The 18,246-nt window shown below is 70.5% G+C and carries 14 protein-coding genes; 10 read left to right on the top strand and 4 right to left on the bottom strand.

The genetic code is table 11. From position 1 onward, the window contains the following. Positions 1-196: 196 nt before the first annotated feature. A complete protein-coding gene (locus AB0I54_RS08180; RefSeq protein ID WP_363295104.1) occupies positions 197-2,071 on the top strand; it encodes an AMP-dependent synthetase/ligase in 1,875 nt (624 codons plus the stop codon). A gap of 278 nt (positions 2,072-2,349) precedes the next feature. On the opposite strand, the gene AB0I54_RS08175 is transcribed toward AB0I54_RS08180, so the two are convergent. Together AB0I54_RS08175 and AB0I54_RS08170 are read right to left on the bottom strand one after the other, a co-directional pair. After that, positions 2,350-2,934, bottom strand: a complete 585-nt coding sequence (locus AB0I54_RS08175; RefSeq protein WP_363295103.1) for a response regulator — start codon at positions 2,932-2,934, stop codon at positions 2,350-2,352. A gap of 12 nt (positions 2,935-2,946) precedes the next feature. Next, a complete protein-coding gene (locus AB0I54_RS08170) occupies positions 2,947-7,065 on the bottom strand; it encodes a HAMP domain-containing protein (protein WP_363295102.1) in 4,119 nt (1,372 codons plus the stop codon). A gap of 102 nt (positions 7,066-7,167) precedes the next feature. On the opposite strand from AB0I54_RS08170, the gene AB0I54_RS08165 reads away from it, so the two are divergent. The 3 genes from AB0I54_RS08165 to AB0I54_RS08155 all read left to right on the top strand — a co-directional run bounded on the left by AB0I54_RS08165 (position 7,168) and on the right by AB0I54_RS08155 (position 11,089). Further along, the gene (locus AB0I54_RS08165; RefSeq protein ID WP_363295101.1) at positions 7,168-9,105 is read left to right on the top strand and encodes a SpoIIE family protein phosphatase; all 1,938 of its coding nucleotides are present in this window, start codon (positions 7,168-7,170) and stop codon (positions 9,103-9,105) included. A gap of 73 nt (positions 9,106-9,178) precedes the next feature. After that, the gene (gene hemW, locus AB0I54_RS08160) at positions 9,179-10,411 is read left to right on the top strand and encodes a radical SAM family heme chaperone HemW (protein WP_363295100.1); all 1,233 of its coding nucleotides are present in this window, start codon (positions 9,179-9,181) and stop codon (positions 10,409-10,411) included. A gap of 99 nt (positions 10,412-10,510) precedes the next feature. Beyond that, positions 10,511-11,089 carry a Uma2 family endonuclease gene (locus AB0I54_RS08155; protein WP_363295499.1) on the top strand — a complete coding sequence of 193 codons (579 nt, stop codon included), beginning with the start codon at positions 10,511-10,513 and terminating at the stop codon, positions 11,087-11,089. On the opposite strand, the gene AB0I54_RS08150 is transcribed toward AB0I54_RS08155, so the two are convergent. Both AB0I54_RS08150 and AB0I54_RS08145 read right to left on the bottom strand, forming a co-directional pair. Continuing rightward, positions 11,067-11,876, bottom strand: coding sequence for a DUF3097 domain-containing protein (locus AB0I54_RS08150; protein WP_363295099.1), 810 nt, complete (start codon positions 11,874-11,876; stop codon positions 11,067-11,069). The genes AB0I54_RS08155 and AB0I54_RS08150 overlap by 23 nt on opposite strands. 34 nt (positions 11,877-11,910) lie before the next feature. After that, positions 11,911-12,633 carry an MBL fold metallo-hydrolase gene (locus AB0I54_RS08145; RefSeq protein WP_363295098.1) on the bottom strand — a complete coding sequence of 241 codons (723 nt, stop codon included), beginning with the start codon at positions 12,631-12,633 and terminating at the stop codon, positions 11,911-11,913. A gap of 165 nt (positions 12,634-12,798) precedes the next feature. Between AB0I54_RS08145 and hrcA the strand changes: the two genes are divergently transcribed. The 6 genes from hrcA to AB0I54_RS08115 all read left to right on the top strand — a co-directional run bounded on the left by hrcA (position 12,799) and on the right by AB0I54_RS08115 (position 18,120). Next, on the top strand, positions 12,799-13,815 hold the full coding sequence (gene hrcA / locus AB0I54_RS08140) for a heat-inducible transcriptional repressor HrcA (protein ID WP_363295097.1): 1,017 nt from the start codon (positions 12,799-12,801) through the stop codon (positions 13,813-13,815). Further along, a complete protein-coding gene (dnaJ, locus tag AB0I54_RS08135; RefSeq protein ID WP_363295096.1) occupies positions 13,816-14,952 on the top strand; it encodes a molecular chaperone DnaJ in 1,137 nt (378 codons plus the stop codon). It begins immediately after the preceding gene. Between the two features lie 202 nt (positions 14,953-15,154). Then, a complete protein-coding gene (locus tag AB0I54_RS08130; RefSeq protein WP_363295095.1) occupies positions 15,155-16,243 on the top strand; it encodes a nitronate monooxygenase in 1,089 nt (362 codons plus the stop codon). Beyond that, positions 16,240-16,998 (top strand): 16S rRNA (uracil(1498)-N(3))-methyltransferase, encoded by a 759-nt coding sequence (locus AB0I54_RS08125; RefSeq protein WP_363295094.1) that lies wholly within the window; start codon positions 16,240-16,242, stop codon positions 16,996-16,998. The genes AB0I54_RS08130 and AB0I54_RS08125 overlap by 4 nt, the downstream gene beginning before the upstream one ends. A 19-nt stretch (positions 16,999-17,017) precedes the next feature. Beyond that, complete coding sequence (locus AB0I54_RS08120) at positions 17,018-17,410, top strand: VOC family protein (protein ID WP_363295093.1); 393 nt, start codon at positions 17,018-17,020, stop codon at positions 17,408-17,410. 200 nt (positions 17,411-17,610) lie between these two features. Further along, positions 17,611-18,120: a hypothetical protein gene (locus AB0I54_RS08115; RefSeq protein WP_363295092.1), complete on the top strand. Its 510-nt coding sequence runs from the start codon at positions 17,611-17,613 to the stop codon at positions 18,118-18,120. Positions 18,121-18,246: the final 126 nt, after the last annotated feature.

Below are 18,246 nucleotides of genomic sequence, written 5' to 3'. Positions count from 1 at the left end.
CGGGCCCCTTCGCATGCGGGTGGTCACTCTCTGGAGGAAGTGACAGGCCGCCGCCCCTTACGAACCGGCCGGTCGGGCCTTACTCTGATCTCTGCTCGATAGTTACTCGCGAGTTAAACAACGGCGCGAAACCACACCCGTGAGTTGACCCAGCCGCACTGAGCCAGCCGCACTGTCGCGGGCCCCGGAGGATGTCGTGAGCGACACACAGACCCTGATCGAGAACCGTCCGCCGTCCGTGGCGACGCTGTTCCTGGACCGCGTGGCGGCCACACCGGACGCAGAGGCCTACCGCTACCCGGTACCGGCCGCGTCCGGCCAGGGCCCGGACGACTGGAAGTCGCTGAGCTGGGGACAGGCCGCCGAGCGGGTCTACGCGATCGCGGCCGGTCTCATCGAGCTGGGCGTGCAGTCCGAGCAGCGCGTCGCGCTCGCCTCCTCGACCCGCGTCGAGTGGATCCTCGCCGACCTCGGCATCCTGTGTGCCGGTGCGGCCACCACGACCGTCTACCCGCAGACCAACGCCGACGAGTCCGCGTTCATCCTCTCCGACTCCGAGAGCCGGGTGCTGATCGCGGAGGACGCGGCCCAGCTCGCCAAGGCCGTGGAGAAGCGCCGTGAGCTGCCCGAGCTGACCCATGTGGTCGTCATCGACCCGGCCGGCGTCGAGACCGGCGACTGGGTGCTCACCCTTGCCGAGCTGGAGCAGCGCGGTGCCGCGTATCTGGAGAAGCACCCCGAGCTGATCAAGGAGCGGGTGGCGGCGATCACGAAGGATCAGCTCGCCACCCTCATCTACACCTCCGGCACCACGGGCCGCCCCAAGGGTGTCCGCCTCCCGCAGGACAACTGGTCGTACATGGCGAAGGCGATCGCTGCGACCGGGTTGGTCGGCAGCGAGGACGTGCAGTACCTGTGGCTGCCGCTGGCGCACGTCTTCGGCAAGGTGCTCACCTCCGGCCAGATCGAGGTCGGGCACGTCACCGCGGTCGACGGCCGGGTGGACAAGATCATCGAGAATCTGCCGGTGGTCCAGCCGACGTACATGGCGGCCGTGCCGCGCATCTTCGAGAAGGTCTACAACGGCGTCGCGGCCAAGGCCCGTGCGGGCGGCGCAGCCAAGTACAAGATCTTCCAGTGGGCGGCCGGGGTCGCCCGCGAGTACGCCAAGGTCAGCCAGGACAACTTCCGGCGGACCGGCGTGCACTCCGTGCCCTTCGGGCTCGGCGCCAAGCACAAGGTCGCGGACGCCCTCGTCTACTCCAAGCTGCGCGAGGCCTTCGGCGGCCGGCTGCGGGCCTGTGTCTCCGGCTCCGCCGCGCTCGCCCCCGAGATCGGTTACTTCTTCGCCGGCGCCGGTGTGCACATCCTGGAGGGCTACGGCCTCACCGAGTCCTCCGCGGCCTCCTTCGTCAACCCCGGCGAGGCCTACCGCACCGGCACGGTCGGCAAGCCGCTGCCCGGCTGCGAGGTGCGCATCGCGGACGACGGCGAGATCCTGCTGCGCGGCCCCGGCATCATGCAGGGCTACCACGGGCTGCCGGAGAAGACCGCCGAGGTCCTGGAGTCGGACGGCTGGTTCCACACCGGCGACATCGGTGAGCTGTCCCCCGACGGCTATCTGCGCATCACCGACCGCAAGAAGGACCTGATCAAGACGTCCGGCGGCAAGTACATCGCGCCGGCCGAGGTCGAGGGCCAGTTCAAGGCCGTGTGCCCGTACGTCTCCAACATCCTGGTGCACGGCGCCGACCGGAACTTCTGCACCGCGCTCATCGCACTCGACGAGATCGCCATCCTCGACTGGGCCAAGGAGAACGGCCTGGCGGGCAAGTCGTACGCCGAGGTCGTCGCCGCCCCCGCCACCGTCGAGCTGGTCGAGAGCTACGTCAAGCAGCTCAACGAGGGCCTCCAGCGCTGGCAGACCATCAAGAAGTTCCGCCTCCTCCCGCGCGACCTGGACGTGGAACACGGCGAGATCACCCCGAGCCTCAAGCTCAAGCGTCCGGTGGTGGAGCGCGAGTACAAGCACCTGATCGACGAGATGTACGCGGGATCGGTCGAGGCCTAGTTCCCCAGGGGTACCCCGACAACCGACGGCCCCGGAAGGCGATGCGCGCCTTCCGGGGCCGTCGACTCGTCCTCGCGCAACGCACAGCTGGCCGACCAGGACAAAAGGCGCGCGGCACTGATGGAGCGCAGGAGTTAGATCACGACGTACGAGATCGCGATGCTCCCCGGGGACGAGGTGAGCCGGCGGACCGAGCGGGGCACCACCTTGCGCGTGGTCGTCAAGTACATCGAGGACCGAGCCCGGTCGGTGTGGACTCGATGGGGCCGCGGCGGCATCTAGCGGCCCGGCCCCCGTTGGCGGATCGACTCCACCAGCTCCTGCACCCGCTGCACCTGCGTCCGGGCCTCGCGAAGGTTCACCGGGTCTGCCGCCAGCAGCTTCTCCAGGGTGTTCAGGTGGGTGGTCACCTGGGCGCAGTGGGACTGTTCCTGGGCGAGCAGGTGTTCCAGTTGGCGGCTCTTGCGGTGGAGGTCCAGGAACACGGAGACCTTGGCGCGCAGTACCCACGGGTCGAACGGCTTCGTCAGATAGTCGGCGGCGCCTGTGGCGTAGCCGCGGAAGGCGTAGCCCGTGTCGTCGTCCGCGCCGGTCAGGAAGATGATCGGGATGTCCTTGGTCTGGTCGAGCCGCTTGATGTTCGCGGCCGTCTCGAAGCCGTCCATGCCCGGCATCCGGATGTCCATGAGGACCAGGGCGAACCGCCGGCGCAGCAGTGCCTTCATCGCCTCCTCGCCCGACCGTGCCCGCACGAGCGGCTGGTTGAGGGAGCCCAGGACGGCCTCCAGCGCGATCAGGTTGTCCTCCATGTCGTCCACGAGGAGGATGCCGGCCCGCTCGCCGGTCGTTGCCTCAGCGCTCATGGTGACGTTGCCTCACTCGGTCCGTTCCTCGGCGGCCGGCTCCTCGCCCTGTGCGCTCTCGGGGTCCAGGAGCGCGCACACGACGGTCAGCAGCCGGTCGACGTCCACCGGCTTGGGCACGTAGTCGTTGGCGCCCCGCGCGATCGACTTCTCCCGGTCTCCGGGCATCGCCTTGGCCGTCAGCGCGACGATCGGCAGCCCGGCCCAGCGCGGGGTGCGGCGGATGGAGCAGATGGTCTCGTAGCCGTCCATCTCCGGCATCATGATGTCCATCAGGACCAGCTCGACGTCCGGGTTGCGCTCCAGGGTCTCGATGCCCTCCCGGCCGTTCTCCGCGTAGAGCACCGGCATGCCGACGCGGCCCAGGACATGGGTGAGCGCGAACACGTTGCGGATGTCGTCGTCCACGATCAGCACCCTCCGGCCGGGCAGCACCTGTCCCGCCCGGCCCGTCTTCCACGCCTCCAGCTTGGTGGGCGCGGGCCAGGAGTCCTCCGTGTCGTGGGCCGCGAGGAAGGGCTCGGCGGCCGCCGGCTGCGCGGGGAGCGGCAGGGTCGTACGGTCCTCGGGCACCGGGCCCGTCGCGGTGTGGCCGGGGCTGACGACCGGGACGTACAGCGTGAAGGTGGAGCCCTGGCCCGGCTCGCTCTCGGCGACGATACGGCCGCCCAGCAGGCCCGCGATCTCCCGGCTGATGGACAGGCCCAGGCCGGTGCCGCCGTACTTGCGGTTGGTCGTGCCGTCAGCCTGCTGGAACGCCTCGAAGATCACCGGGAGTTTCTCGGCGGCGATCCCGATGCCCGTGTCGGAGACCGCGAAGGCGACCACCTCGTCGCTGTCGCGGACGTAGTGGTGCTCGGGGTCCTTCAGCCGGCTCACCCGCAGCTCCACCCGGCCCGTCGCGGTGAACTTGGTCGCGTTGGACAGCAGGTTGCGCAGGATCTGCTGGAGGCGCTGCTCGTCGGAGTACATCACGCGGGGCACGTCCTCGCCGACCGCCACCTCGAAGGCGAGCCCCCGGTCCAGGGTGAGCGGACGGAAGGTCGCGTGGACATAGTCCAGCAGCTTGATGAGCGGCAGCCGTTTCGGGCGTACGTCCATCCGGCCGGCCTCGATCTTCGACAGGTCCAGGATGTCGTTGATCAGCTGGAGCAGGTCCGAGCCCGAGCGGTGGATCGTCGTCGCGAACTGCACCTCCTGCTCGGAGAGATGGCCGTCCGGGTTGTCGGAGAGCAGCCGTGCCAGGATCAGCAGCGAGTTGAGCGGTGTACGCAGCTCGTGCGACATGTTCGCCAGGAACTCCGACTTGTACTGGGACGACGTGGCCAGCAGGGCCGCCTTCTCTTCCAGTTCCGCGTTGGAGTGCTGCAATTCCGCCTGCTGTTTCTGGAGTTCGTCCGAGCGTTCCTGGAGCTGCATCGCCAGCCGCTGGGACTCGCCCAGCAGGGACTCGGTGCGGGAGTTGGCGATGATCGTGTTGATGGCGACGCCGATGGTGTTCACGAACTGGTCGAAGAACGCCAGGTGCACATCGGAGAAGCGGGAGAAGGAGGCCAGCTCGATCACCCCGAGGAGCTTGTCCTCGAACAGGATCGGGATGATGACGATCGTCGTGGGCGCCGCCTCCCCGAGCCCGCTGTTGATCTTGATGTAGTCGGGCGGGGCCTCCTCCACCAGGATCCGCTTCTTCTCCCGGGCCGCCTGGCGGACCAGACCGTGCACCGGGAGGCCGCCCGTCTCGACCGTGGCGCCCTGCGCCGAGCCGTAGCCGGCGATGAAGGCCAGCCCCTTCGCCGGGACGGCCTTGGGCAGCGAGGAGCCGTCCTCGTCGGGGTCGGCCAGGAAGAACGCGCCGTATTGGGCGTTCACCAGCGGCGTCAGCTCGCGCAGGATCAGATCGGCGACCTCCATCAGGTCGCGGTGGCCCTGCATCAGGGCCGCGAGTCGGGCCAGGTTGGACTCCAGCCAGTCCTTCGCGCGGGTCGTCTCGCGCAGATTGGCCACCATCAGGTTGATGTTGTCCTTCAGCTCGGCGACCTCGCCGCGCGCCTCCACGGTGATCGAGCGGGACATGTCGCCCTGCGCCACGGCGGAGGCGACCTCGGCGATCGCACGGACCTGGGTGGTCAGGTTCAGGGCGAGTTCGTTCACGTTGGTCGTCAGGCGCTTCCAGGTGCCGTACACGCCCTCGACCCGGGCCTGCCCGCCGAGCTGCCCCTCGCTGCCCACCTCGCGGGCCACGCGCGTCACCTCGGAGGAGAAGGAGGACAGCGTGTCCACCATCGTGTTGATGGTGGTCTTCAGCTCCAGGATCTCTCCGCGCGCGTCCACGTCGATCTTCTTCGACAGGTCGCCCGACGCCACCGCCGTCGCCACCTGGGCGATGTTCCGCACCTGTGAAGTGAGGTTGTCCGCCATGTAGTTGACGTTGTCCGTCAGATCCCGCCAGACGCCGGAGACCCCCAGCACCTGGGCCCGCCCGCCGAGTCGGCCGTCGGTGCCGACCTCGCGGGCCACGCGCGTCACCTCGTCGGCGAAGGCGCGCAGCTGCTCCACCATCGTGTTGACGGTGTCCTTCAGCTCCAGGATCTCGCCGCGCGCGTCGACCGTGATCTTCTTCGACAGGTTGCCGTTGGCGACGGCCGTCGTCACCTGGGCGATGTTGCGCACCTGTGAAGTCAGGTTCAGCGCCATGAAGTTGACGTTGTCGGTGAGGTCCTTCCAGACTCCGCTGACGCCCCGCACCTGGGCCTGGCCGCCGAGGTTGCCCTCGGTGCCGACCTCGCGGGCCACGCGGGTGACCTCGTCGGCGAAGGCGGACAGCTGGTCCACCATCGTGTTGATCGTGGACTTCAGCTCCAGGATCTCGCCCTTCGCCTCCACCGTGATCTTCTTGCCGAGGTCGCCCTGGGCCACGGCCGTCGAGACGAGGGCGATATTGCGGACCTGCGACGTCAGGTTGTCCGCCATGAAGTTGACGTTGTCGGTGAGGTCCTTCCAGACCCCGCTCACGCCCCGCACCTGGGCCCGCCCGCCGAGGTTGCCCTCGGTGCCGACCTCGCGGGCCACCCGGGTGACCTCGTCGGCGAAGGCGGACAGCTGGTCCACCATCGTGTTGATGGTCGACTTAAGCTCCAGGATCTCACCCTGCGCGTCGACCGTGATCTTCTGGCTCAGATCGCCGTTGGCCACGGCCGTCGTCACCTGGGCGATGTTGCGCACCTGCGACGTCAGGTTCGACGCCATGAAGTTGACGTTGTCGGTGAGGTCCTTCCAGACCCCGGACACGCCCCGCACCTGGGCCCGCCCGCCCAGCTGCCCCTCGGTGCCGACCTCGCGGGCCACGCGGGTGACCTCGTCGGCGAAGGCGGACAGCTGGTCCACCATCGTGTTGACGGTGAGCTTCAGCTCCAGCAGCTCACCGGTCGCCTCCACCGTCACCGTACGCGTCAGATCGCCGCGGGCCACCGCCGTGGTCACCACGGCGATGTCGCGGACCTGGGCGGTCAGCCGGGACGCCATCGTGTTGACCGCCTCGGTCACCGCCCGCCAACTGCCCGACAGGCCCTGCACCTTGGCCCGCCCGCCGAGCCGGCCGTCGGTGCCGACCTCGCGGGCCACCCGGGTCACCTCGCCGGTGAACAGGGAGAGCTGGTCGACCATCTTGTTCACGGCGGTGCCGAGCCGCCGCAGGTCACCGCGCAACTGCCGGGTTCCGTCGTGCAGGTCGACCCGCTGGGTCAGATCGCCCCCGGCCACCGCGTCCAGGACCCGCGTGGCATTGGCCACCGGGGCCACCAGGGCATCCAGTATCTGGTTCACGTCATTGACCCGGGACGTCCACGTGCCCTGGCCCGGGCTGGCCGAGAGCCGCTCGTCGAGCCGGCCGTGCCGCGCCAGCTCCCGCTTCACACGCCGCAGTTCGGAGTTGAAGTGCAGGCTCCGGTCGACGATCTGGTTGAAGACCGCGGCGAGTTCGGCGTCGATGCCGTGCCCGGTCTCCGGCACCCTGGCGAAGTCGCCGTCCCGCAGCGCGGTCATCGCGGCGAGCAGAGGACGCAGTGCGGATGCTCCGAGTTGTTCCGTTTTCTGTCCTTCTTCGAGCACACGCGTAGCACTGTTCTCACTCATGGCGGCCCACTTCGGTAACTCGGCGCTTATGGGCGCAGTCAGTCTGTCACTCTGTCCGCATCGACCGAGGCGTATTCGTCCGAACTGCTCCGGGAGCCGTAGATGGGGGCCATACCGACGCAACGGGAGACCATTGCCCGTGGCCGTGGTGCGCCTGTGCATCCGAGCGCGGGGGAGCTCCCGCAGGTACGCACCACCCTGCCCGGAAGCCCCCTCGCCCCGGGCACCGCCCGCGGACTGATGCGCTCGGCCCTCACCGAGTGGACCGAGCTGGGGCTCGTGCGCTGCGAGCAGCTCGCCGACGACGCCATGGTCGCGGTCAGCGAACTCGTCACCAACGCCGTCGTGCACGCGGGCACCGACGTCGAACTCACCTGCCGGCTGGACGACTCCGGGGCGCTCGTCATCGAGGTCTGCGACCACCACCCCTCGCGCGCGCCCCGCGAGCACGGAGGCGAATCGCCGTACGAGACACCGGAGTACGGCCGCGGCCTGCGCCTCGTCGCCACGCTCGCCGAGTCCTGGGGCGTCAGCTACCGCACCGGCGCCAAGACGGTGTGGGCACGGCTGCCCGCCGAGGGGAGCACGGCCGCCGACGAGATCGAGGCGTACGCCGAGGAGCGCGCCCTGGAACGAGGGCTGAAGGTCGCCGAGATCCTGGCGCCCGAACCGCAGCGGGCCGAGCGGGACCGGGACTGGCTCGGCCGTGGCGCCCTGTCCTTCCTCGCCGAGGCCTCCGACCTGCTCGCCGGACAGCTCGACGAGAACCTGGTCGCCGCGCTCACCGGACAGCTGATCGTGCCGCGGCTCGCCGACTGGTGCGCGGTGTGGCTGGAGGACGAGTCGACCGGGCGATGGGGGGCACCCAGCTGGAGCGGAGCCGGAAGCGGGGGAGGCTGGGCGGACGGCATCGGTGCGGCGGGACCACGGCTCGCCCGGGTCTGGCACAGCAGCGAGAACCGCATCGAGGAACTGCGCCGGGCACTGGAGAAGGACCCGCCACGCCCCCGTGACGGGCTGCGGTCCGGGCCCGAGCCGTACCCCTGGCCCGGTGACGCGCTCGGCCCGCAGGGCATCGACGGCACGGCGCTCGCCTACCGGCTGATCGCGGGCGGTCGCCCGCTGGGCACGCTGGTCATCGGGCGGTGCGGGCTGCCGCGCTTCCCGGACGAGATCACCGGACTCGTCGAGGACCTCGGCCGCCGGGTGGCCCTCGCCATCGGCGCCGCCCGCCAGTACGCCCGCCAGGCCACCATCAGCGCCGTCCTGCAGCGCGGGCTGCTGCCCGGCGCGGTCGCCGAGATCCCCGGACTGCGCAGCGCGCTCGTCTACGAGCCGTGCGACAAGGGCGGCCCGAGCGGCGACTTCTACGACCTGTTCCCGGCGGGCGACGGCCGCTGGTGCTTCGCCGTCGGCGATGTACAGGGCAAGGGCCCCGAGGCCGCGGTCGTGATCGGGCTGGCCCGCCCCTGGCTGCGGCTCCTCGCCCGCGAGGGCTATCGCGTCGCCGACGTCCTGGACCGCCTCAACCAGCTCCTCCTCGACGACGCCACGGAGGCCGCCGACGCCGCGGCCCGCGCGCTGGCGGCCGCCGGGGGTCGGCCCATGGCCCCCGGGGACGGCCCGCAGACCCGCTTTCTCTCCCTCCTCTACGGCGAACTCGTCCCCTTCGCCGGCGGTGTCCGCTGCACCCTCGCCTCCGCCGGACACCCGCTGCCGCTGCACCTCGGACCGGACGGGGAGGTGCGCACGGCCACGCAGCCGCAGACCCTCCTCGGGGTCGTCGAGGACGCCACGTACACCAGCGAGACCATCGAGCTGCGCTCCGGCGACAGCCTGCTGTGCGTCACCGACGGGGTGACCGAGCGACGCTCCGGCACGCGCCAGTTCGACGACGGCGACGGGCTCGCGCAGGCGCTGTCCGGCTGCGTGGGGCTGAGCGCCGAGCTGATCGCGGAGCGGATCAGACGGCTGGTGCACGAGTTCGGCGGCGGGGCGCCGGAGGACGATCTGGCGCTGCTGGTGCTACAGGCGGAGTGACCGCTGCGGAGTGACCGCCGTCGTACGGGACAGTCGTCGTACGGGACAGTCGTCGTACGGGACAATGGAGGACATGCCTTCCGCACTCCCCGACGGCGAGCCCGTCCCCGCCGACGGTGCGCTGCCCGCGTCCGCGCTCGCCGGGGCCGCCGACCGGCCCCTCGGCTTCTACCTGCACGTTCCGTACTGCGCGACCCGCTGCGGCTACTGCGACTTCAACACCTACACCGCGACCGAGCTGCGCGGCACGGGCGGCGTCCTCGCCTCCCGCGACAACTACGCGGACACGCTGATCGACGAGATCCGCCTGGCCCGCAAGGTGCTGGGCGACGACCCGCGCGCGGTCCGCACGGTGTTCGTCGGGGGCGGTACGCCGACCCTGCTGGCGGCGGACGACCTCGTACGGATGCTGGGGGCGATCCGCGACGAGTTCTCTCTGGCGGCCGACGCGGAGGTCACGACGGAGGCGAACCCGGAGTCGGTCGACCCGGCCTATCTGGCCGCGCTCCGTGCGGGCGGCTTCAACCGCGTCTCCTTCGGCATGCAGAGCGCGAAGCAGCACGTGCTGCGCGTGCTCGACCGGACGCACACCCCCGGGCGCCCCGAGGCCTGCGTGGCGGAGGCGAGGGCCGCGGGCTTCGAGCATGTGAACCTGGACCTGATCTACGGCACACCCGGCGAGTCGGACGACGACTGGCGGGCGTCCCTGGACGCGGCGATCGGCGCCGGTCCTGACCACGTCAGCGCCTACGCCCTGATCGTCGAGGAGGGCACGCAGCTGGCCCGTCGCATCCGCCGGGGCGAGGTCCCGATGACCGACGACGACGTCCACGCGGACCGCTATCTGATCGCCGAGGAGGCCCTGTCGGCGGCGGGCTTCGACTGGTACGAGGTGTCCAACTGGGCCACCTCGGAATCGGGCCGCTGCCTGCACAACGAGCTGTACTGGCGGGGGGCCGACTGGTGGGGCGCGGGCCCGGGCGCCCACAGCCACGTCGGAGGCGTCCGCTGGTGGAACGTGAAGCACCCGGGGGCGTACGCGGCGGCCCTGGCGTCGGGCCGGACACCGGGCGCGGGCCGGGAGCTGCTGTCGGACGAGGACCGCCGGGTGGAGCGGATCCTGCTGGAGCTGCGGCTGCGGGAGGGGGTGCCGCTGGCGCTGCTGCGCGAGGAGGGGCTCGCGGCTTCGCGCCGGGCACTGGCGGACGGGCTGCTGCAGGAGGGGTCGTACGAGGAGGGGCGGGCGGTGCTGACGTTGCGGGGGAGGCTGCTGGCGGATGCGGTGGTCAGGGACTTGGTGGACTGATCACTCGGGCGAGTGAATCCCCCCGGAACGCCGGTTCGGTCCTTAACCTGGTTCGTAGGCTGCCGCCAAAAGGACGCGGCGGATGTGGAGGCCACGGAGATGACCGCTGTGGACGAACGTGGAATGGCCAAGTACATCGATCAGTTCGAGCCTCCCGAGGGTGTCAAGGCTGAGCTTCTCCGGGGAGTGATCGTGATGATGGCCAGCCCTGACATCGTGCACAACATGATCGTTGCCGAGGTGCAGGACCAGATCCCGCGGCTGCGTTGGTCTCGCCTTCAGACCCAGGATGTCGACATCCTCGATGAGACAAGTGAGCCGGTACCGGATCTGGTCGTCGTGGAGCGCGACCTCCTACCCTCTTCGGGACGACCGCTGCCGTGTCAGCTGATCACGATGGTCGTGGAGGTCGTCTCCAAGTCCAGCGTCCACCAGGACTACGTGGTCAAACGCTCGATCTACGCCGCCGGGAGGATCCCCGCCTACCTCATCCTCGACCCGATCATGGCGCACTGTGTCTTGCTGACGAAGCCTGCGGGCCAGGGTGAGGACGCCGACTACCTCAGCCAGGAGATCATCAAGTTCGGCGATCAAGTCCCGTTGGAGGCTCTGGGGCTCGAACTGGACACCAGCGAATTCGGAACCTTCCCGGACGTCAGGCCTCACCGCTACCCGTGACGAAGTCGATCAGCTCCTCCACCCGGCCCAGCAACTCCGGCTCCAGGTCCTTGTAGGACCGCACCCGCGACAGAATCCCCTGCCAAGCCGCCCCCGTGTTCTCCGGCCAGCCCAGCGCCCGGCACACGCCCGTCTTCCAGTCCTGGCCGTGCGGGACGCGCGGCCAGCCCGTGATCCCCAGGGACGCCGGCTTCACCGCCTCCCAGATGTCGATGTACGGGTGGCCGACCACCAGCGCGTGCTCGCTCGTCACCGACTCGGCGATCCGCCACTCCTTCGTACCCGGCACCAAGTGGTCCACGAGGACCCCGAGCCGCGCGTCCGGGCCCGGGGCGAAGTCCGTGACGATCGACGGCAGGTCGTCGACGCCCTCCAGGTACTCCACGACCACGCCCTCGACGCGCAGGTCGTCGCCCCACACCTTCTCGACCAGCTCCGCGTCGTGCCGGCCCTCGACGTAGATGCGGCCGGCGCGGGCGACACGCGCGCGTGCGCCGGGGACGGCGACCGAGCCGGAAGCGGTACGGGTGGGACGTACCGGCGCTGTCGAAGGCCGCACCAGCGTCACCACCCTGCCCTCCAGCAGGAAGCCGCGCGGCTCCAGTGGGAACACCCGGTGCTTGCCGAAGCGGTCCTCCAGCGTCACCGTGCCCGCCTCGCAGCGGATCACCGCGCCGCAGAAACCGGTGCCGGGCTCCTCCACCACCAGACCGGGGTCCGCCGGGACCTCCGGGACCGGCACGGGCTTCTTCCAGGGCGGGGTCAGGTCCGGCGAGTACTGGCGCATTCGGATGACGATAGGAGAACCGCCGTACCCCCGCTCACGACACGCCGAAACGCGCCGCCAGCTCGTCGCGCTGCCGTCGGACGAAGCCCGCGTCGACCACCGCTCCGTGACCGGGGACGTACAGCGCGTCCTCACCGCCGAGGGCGAGCAGCCGGTCGAGGGCCGCGGGCCACCGCGACGGTACGGCGTCGGGGCCGGCCTGGGGCTCGCCGGACTCCTCGACGAGGTCGCCGCAGAACACCACCTCGGGGTCGCCCGGAACCAGGACCGCGAGGTCATGGGCGGTGTGGCCCGGGCCGACGTTCGCCAGCAGCACCTGGCGGCCTCCGCCCAGGTCCAGCGTCCACTCGCCGGAGACCGGATGACGGGGCAGGACGAGGGCATCGGCCGCTTCCTCCGCCTCCCGGGCGGGCAGCCCGTTGCGGATCGCGTCCCGGCGGAGTTCCTCCCGCTCGTACGCGAACACCGCGTCCGTGCCGACCGCGGCGAACACCTCCGCGCCCGCGAACGCCGCCGCGCCGAAGACATGGTCGAAGTGGGGGTGGGTGAGCGCGAGATGGGTCACACGGTGACCGGCGAGCCGCTGCGCCCGCGCGCGCAACCACGCGCCCTCCCCGAGGCTCGACCCGGCGTCCACCACCAGCGCCGTACCCTCACCGAGAACCAGCCCCGCCGTGCAGTCCCAGCCAGGCAGCCGGCATCTGCCCACCCCGGCGGCCACCCGCTCCCACCCCAGCTCTTCCCAAGTCACCGTCATACGGCGACGCTATCCGTGACGGCCACCACGGGCGCGAAGGCGCATGACCGGCCTTGCCCGGGGCGTACCCCACCGCCGTACACTGGGCCGGGGAACTCTGGCACTCGGGCGAGCAGAGTGCCAGGCAGGGCGTCAAGATCACGACATTTCTGGAGGTGTGCGCGAATGCTGAGCGAACGCAGGCTCCAAGTGTTGCGCGCCATCGTCCAGGACTATGTCGGCACGGAGGAGCCGGTCGGCTCCAAGGCGCTGACCGAGCGGCACAACCTCGGTGTGTCCCCGGCCACCGTCCGCAATGACATGGCGGCCCTGGAGGACGAGGGCTTCATCGCCCAGCCGCACACCAGCGCGGGGCGGATCCCGACGGACAAGGGCTACCGGCTGTTCGTCGACAAACTCGCCGGCGTCAAGCCGATGAGCGCCCCCGAACGGCGGGCGATCCAGAACTTCCTCGACGGCGCCGTCGACCTGGACGACGTCGTGGCACGCACGGTCCGGCTGCTCGCCCAGCTCACCCGGCAGGTCGCCGTCGTGCAGTACCCCTCCCTGATCCGCTCGACCGTGCGGCACGTGGAGCTGCTGGCGCTCGCGCCCGCGCGGGTGATGCTCGTGCTGATCACGGACACCGGCCGGGTCGAGCAGCGGATGGTCGACTGCCCGGCACCCTTCGGGGAATCGTCCCTGGCGGATCTGCGGGCGCGGTTGAACAGCCGGGTCGCGGGCCGTCGTTTCACGGACGTGCCCCAGCTGGTCGAGGACCTGCCGGACGCCTTCGAGGTCGAGGACCGAGGCACGGTCTCGACGGTGCTCTCCACCCTGCTGGAGACGCTCGTCGAGGAGAACGAGGAGCGGCTGATGATCGGCGGCACCGCCAATCTGACCCGCTTCGGACATGACTTTCCCCTTACGATCAGGCCCGTCCTGGAGGCACTGGAGGAGCAGGTCGTGCTCCTCAAGCTCCTCGGCGAGGCCAAGGATCCGGGTGTGACCGTGCGCATCGGGCACGAGATCGCCCATGAGGGACTCAACTCCACGTCCGTCGTGTCGGTCGGTTACGGTTCGGGCGGCGAGGCAGTCGCCAAGCTCGGCGTGGTCGGACCGACCCGCATGGATTACCCGGGAACGATGGGAGCGGTACGCGCAGTGGCACGTTACGTCGGACAGATCCTGGCGGAGTCGTAAGTGGCCACGGACTACTACGCCGTTCTCGGCGTGCGTCGCGACGCGTCGCAGGAAGAGATCAAGAAGGCCTTCCGCCGGCTCGCGCGCGAGCTGCACCCGGACGTGAACCCGGATCCGAAGACCCAGGAGCGGTTCAAGGAGATCAACGCCGCTTACGAGGTGCTGTCGGACCCGCAGAAGAAGCAGGTCTACGACCTCGGCGGCGACCCGCTCTCGCAGGCCGGCGGGGCCGGTGCGGGCGGCTTCGGGGCCGGTGGCTTCGGCAACTTCTCGGACATCATGGACGCGTTCTTCGGCACGGCGTCGCAGCGCGGGCCGCGCTCGCGTACGCGCCGGGGCCAGGACGCGATGATCCGTATCGAGGTCGAGCTGGACGAGGCGGCCTTCGGTACGACGAAGGACATCCAGGTCGACACGGCCGTCGTCTGCAACACCTGCAACGGCGAAGGCGCCGCGCCGGGCACCACCGCCCAGACGTGTGACATGTGCCGCGGCCGCGGTGAGGTGTCGCAGGTGACCCGGTCCTTCCTGGGCCAGGTCATGACGTCCCGCCCGTGCCCCCAGTGCCAGGGCTTCGGCACCGTGGTCCCCACCCCGTGCCCGGAGTGCGCCGGCGACGGCCGCGTGCGGTCCCGGCGCACGCTCACGGTCAAGATCCCGGCCGGTGTCGACAACGGCACGCGCATCCAGCTCGCCGGCGAGGGCGAGGTCGGCCCCGGCGGCGGTCCCGCCGGTGACCTGTACGTCGAGATCCACGAGCTGCCGCACGCCATGTTCCAGCGGCGCGGCGACGACCTGCACTGCACGGTCACGATCCCGATGACGGCGGCGGCGCTCGGCACCAAGGTCCCGCTGGAGACCCTGGACGGCCTCGAAGAGGTCGACATCCGCCCGGGCACCCAGTCCGGCCAGTCGATCCCGCTGCACGGCCGGGGCGTCACGCATCTGCGGGGCGGCGGCCGGGGCGACCTCGTGGTCCACGTCGAGGTCCAGACCCCGACCAAGCTGGACCCCGAGCAGGAGCGGGTGCTGCGCGAGCTGGCCAAGCTGCGCGGCGAGGAACGGCCCCAGGGCCAGTTCCAGCCGGGTCAGCAGGGGCTGTTCTCTCGGCTGAAGGATGCGTTCAACGGTCGCTGACCGGGCGGCCGGGGGTTCCGGGGGTTGGCCCCCGGGATGACACAGTCAGCCGGGTCAGCAGGGGTTGTTCTCGCGGCTGAAGGACGCCTTCAACGGTCGCTGACCGGGCAGCGTGCGGTCGCTGATCCGGCCGTATGCCAATGGCGTATGCCAAGGGAAGGCCGGATTCGGACTTGATCGGAGGACGTGACAACATGCCGTCATGTCCTCCGCACTGACCGATCTCTTCCCTCATCCGATCGTGCAGGCCCCCATGGCGGGCGGGGTCTCCGTCCCGCAGCTCGCGGCTGCCGTGTCCGATGCGGGCGGTCTTGGATTCCTCGCCGCCGGGTACAAGACCGCCGACGGCCTGTACCAGGAGATCAAGCAGCTGCGCGGACTCACCAACCGCCCCTTCGGCGTGAACCTCTTCATGCCGCATCCGGAATACGCCGACCCGTCGGCCGTGGAGGTCTACGCCCACCAGCTGGCCGGCGAGGCCGCCTGGTACGAGGTCGAGCTCGGCGACCCGGACAGCGGCCGCGACGACGGTTACGACGTCAAGCTCGCCGTGCTCCTCGACAACCCGGTGCCGGTGGTCTCCTTCCACTTCGGCGTCCCCACCAGCGAGGTGCTGGAGTCCTTCCGCCGCGCGGGCACACTCACCCTGGTCACCGCGACCACCGCCGAGGAGGCCCTCGCCGTGCAGCGGGCCGGCGCCGACGCGGTGATCGCGCAGGGCGTGGAGGCCGGCGGACACCAGGGCACCCACCGCGACATCCCGGAGAACGACTGCGCGGGCATCGGACTGCTCTCCCTCGTCGCGCAGATCCGCGAGACCGTGGACCTCCCGATCGTCGCGGCAGGCGGCATCATGCGCGGCAGTCAGATCGCCGCCGCCCTCGCGGCGGGCGCGAGCGCGGCCCAGCTCGGCACCGCGTTCCTCGCGACCCCCGAGTCCGGCGCGAACGCCCTGCACAAGCGGGCGCTGACCAACCCGCTCTTCGCCCGTACGGAGCTGACCCGCGCGTTCTCCGGCCGGCCGGCCCGCGCCCTGGTCAACCGCTTCATGCGCGAGCACGGACCGTACGCCCCCGCCGCCTACCCGGAGGTCCACCATCTGACCTCGCCGCTGCGCAAGGCGGCCGCCCAGGCCGGTGACGCGCAGGGCATGGCGCTGTGGGCGGGCCAGGGGCACAGGATGGCCCGGGAACTGCCCGCCGGGCAGCTGGTGGAGGTTCTGGCAGCCGAACTCGCCGCGGCCAGGACAGCGTTGTCGGCTCTTTCGCAGGCTGGAGGTGACGCCCGATGACCGCTCCGGTGTTCGTGCTCGACCCCCTGGAGCTTCCGGACTTCTGTGGAGGGGAATTCGTCCTCGACGGCCCCGAGGGACGCCACGCGGTGTCCGTCAAGCGGCTGCGGCCCGGTGAGGACGTCATCCTCACCGACGGCCGCGGACGCTGGATGGAGGGGGTCGTCAAGGCCACCGAGGGCAAGGACCGTCTCGTCCTCATGGACCTGGAGTCCGTCATCGAGGAGCCCCAGGAGCAGCCCCGTATCACCGTCGTCCAGGCCCTGCCCAAGGGCGACCGCGGTGAGGTCGCCGTCGAGACCATGACCGAGGTCGGCGTCGACGCGATCGTGCCCTGGCAGGCCGCCCGCTGCATCACCCAGTGGAAGGGCGAGCGTGGGCTCAAGGCGCTCGGCAAGTGGCGGGCCACCGCCCGTGAGGCCGGCAAGCAGTCCCGCCGGGTCCGCTTCCCCGAGGTCGCGGACGCGGCGACGACCAAGCAGGTTGCCGCACTTCTCGCCAAAGCCGACTTCGCCGCCGTGCTCCACTCCGACTTCGAGCACCATAGTGAACCGCTCGCCACCGCCGAACTCCCCGCCGAGGGCGAGATCGTGCTGGTCGTGGGGCCCGAAGGGGGCGTCTCCCGGGAGGAGTTGACGCTCTTCGAGGAGGCCGGAGCCAAGGCGTACGTGCTGGGGCGTACGGTGCTGCGTACATCGACCGCCGGGACCGCCGCGGCGGCCCTCCTGCTGGGCCGTACCGGCCGCTGGTCCTGACACCAGGGGGAGAGACACCGTGGAACTCGCACAGGTCCGGCTGCTCGTCACCGACTTCGCCGCCTGCTACCGCTTCTACGCGGAAGTCCTCGGCCTCAAGCCCCAGTCCGGCGCCACCGCGGGCCCGTACGAGAAGTTCAGCCCGCACTCCGGCTCCGCCGGGATCGCGCTCCAGGACCGCTCGATGATGGCCTCGGTGCTGGGCGAACTGGGCGAGACGGCCACCGGACACCGCTCCCTGGTGGTCCTGCGCGTCGACGACCTCGACGCCTACTGCGCCGACATCACCTCCCGCGGAGCCGTCCTGATCCACGGCCCGGCCCCCATGACCGACCGTATGCGCGTCGCCCACCTCAAGGACCCGGAGGGCAACCTGGTGGAACTCCAGGAGTGGCTGCTGCTGCGCGGCTGACCACCACGGCGGGGTACAAGCCTGCGGTCGCTGCGCATCCGCTCGGGCCGGGCGAGCCGAATGCCACTCGACGGTGGCGTGCGCGAACACTTGAGTGGCCGTTTGTGCTCTTCCGCAGCGCCGGTGTCGGTGGGAGGCTGCCCTCCATGGGGGTATTGAGGAGGATTTGGCGTAGGCCGCGCGGGACGCGGGTGGTGGCCGTGGCAGGGCTCGCGGTGGTGGCCGTGGGCGGAGCCGTGGCCTGCCAGCCGGGTGATCTGAGCACGGCGTCGGTGGCGTACACCACCGACAGGACCGCGACCGCGGAGCTGGAACGCCGGCACGTCGACGTGCGCTGGCTCACCTGCACGGGCAACTACGGCAACAAGGGCTACACGCCCGGGAAGACGCCCTCGCCCAGCGAGTCGACCGTCGTCTCCGTCGACTGCCAGGGACAGACGAAGGACGGACGGAAGATCACCGTCACCGGCAAGGTCACCAAGGCCGTCGACGGCGCGTGCGTGCGCGGGGACCTCGTCGCCAAGGTCGGCGGCAAGGAGTGGTTCCATGTCAAGGGACTCGGCAACTGCAAGGCCAGGCCCGGACCGACGTACGCCCCGCCCGTCACCTACCGGCCCTCGGGCGGACAGCAGCCCGGCCCCACCGTCACCGTCACCCGGACCATCTGGTGCAAGGGCGACCCGACCTGCTGGCCCGTCGAGGGCAAGTGATCGGAAAGGGATTCACCGACTCCGCCCGCTGCATATGGTGATCGGGTGACTGAGTCCACATCGACGGGTTCGGCGGGTTCGACACGATCGACAGGATCGGCCGGATCGGCCGCGTATTTCCGATTT

It is taken from the genome of Streptomyces sp. NPDC050625 (assembly GCF_040654755.1).
Taxonomy (GTDB): Bacteria; Actinomycetota; Actinomycetes; order Streptomycetales; family Streptomycetaceae; genus Streptomyces.
The sequence above is the reverse complement of the archived record's forward strand: the minus strand, read 5'-3'. Positions and strand labels throughout refer to the sequence as shown.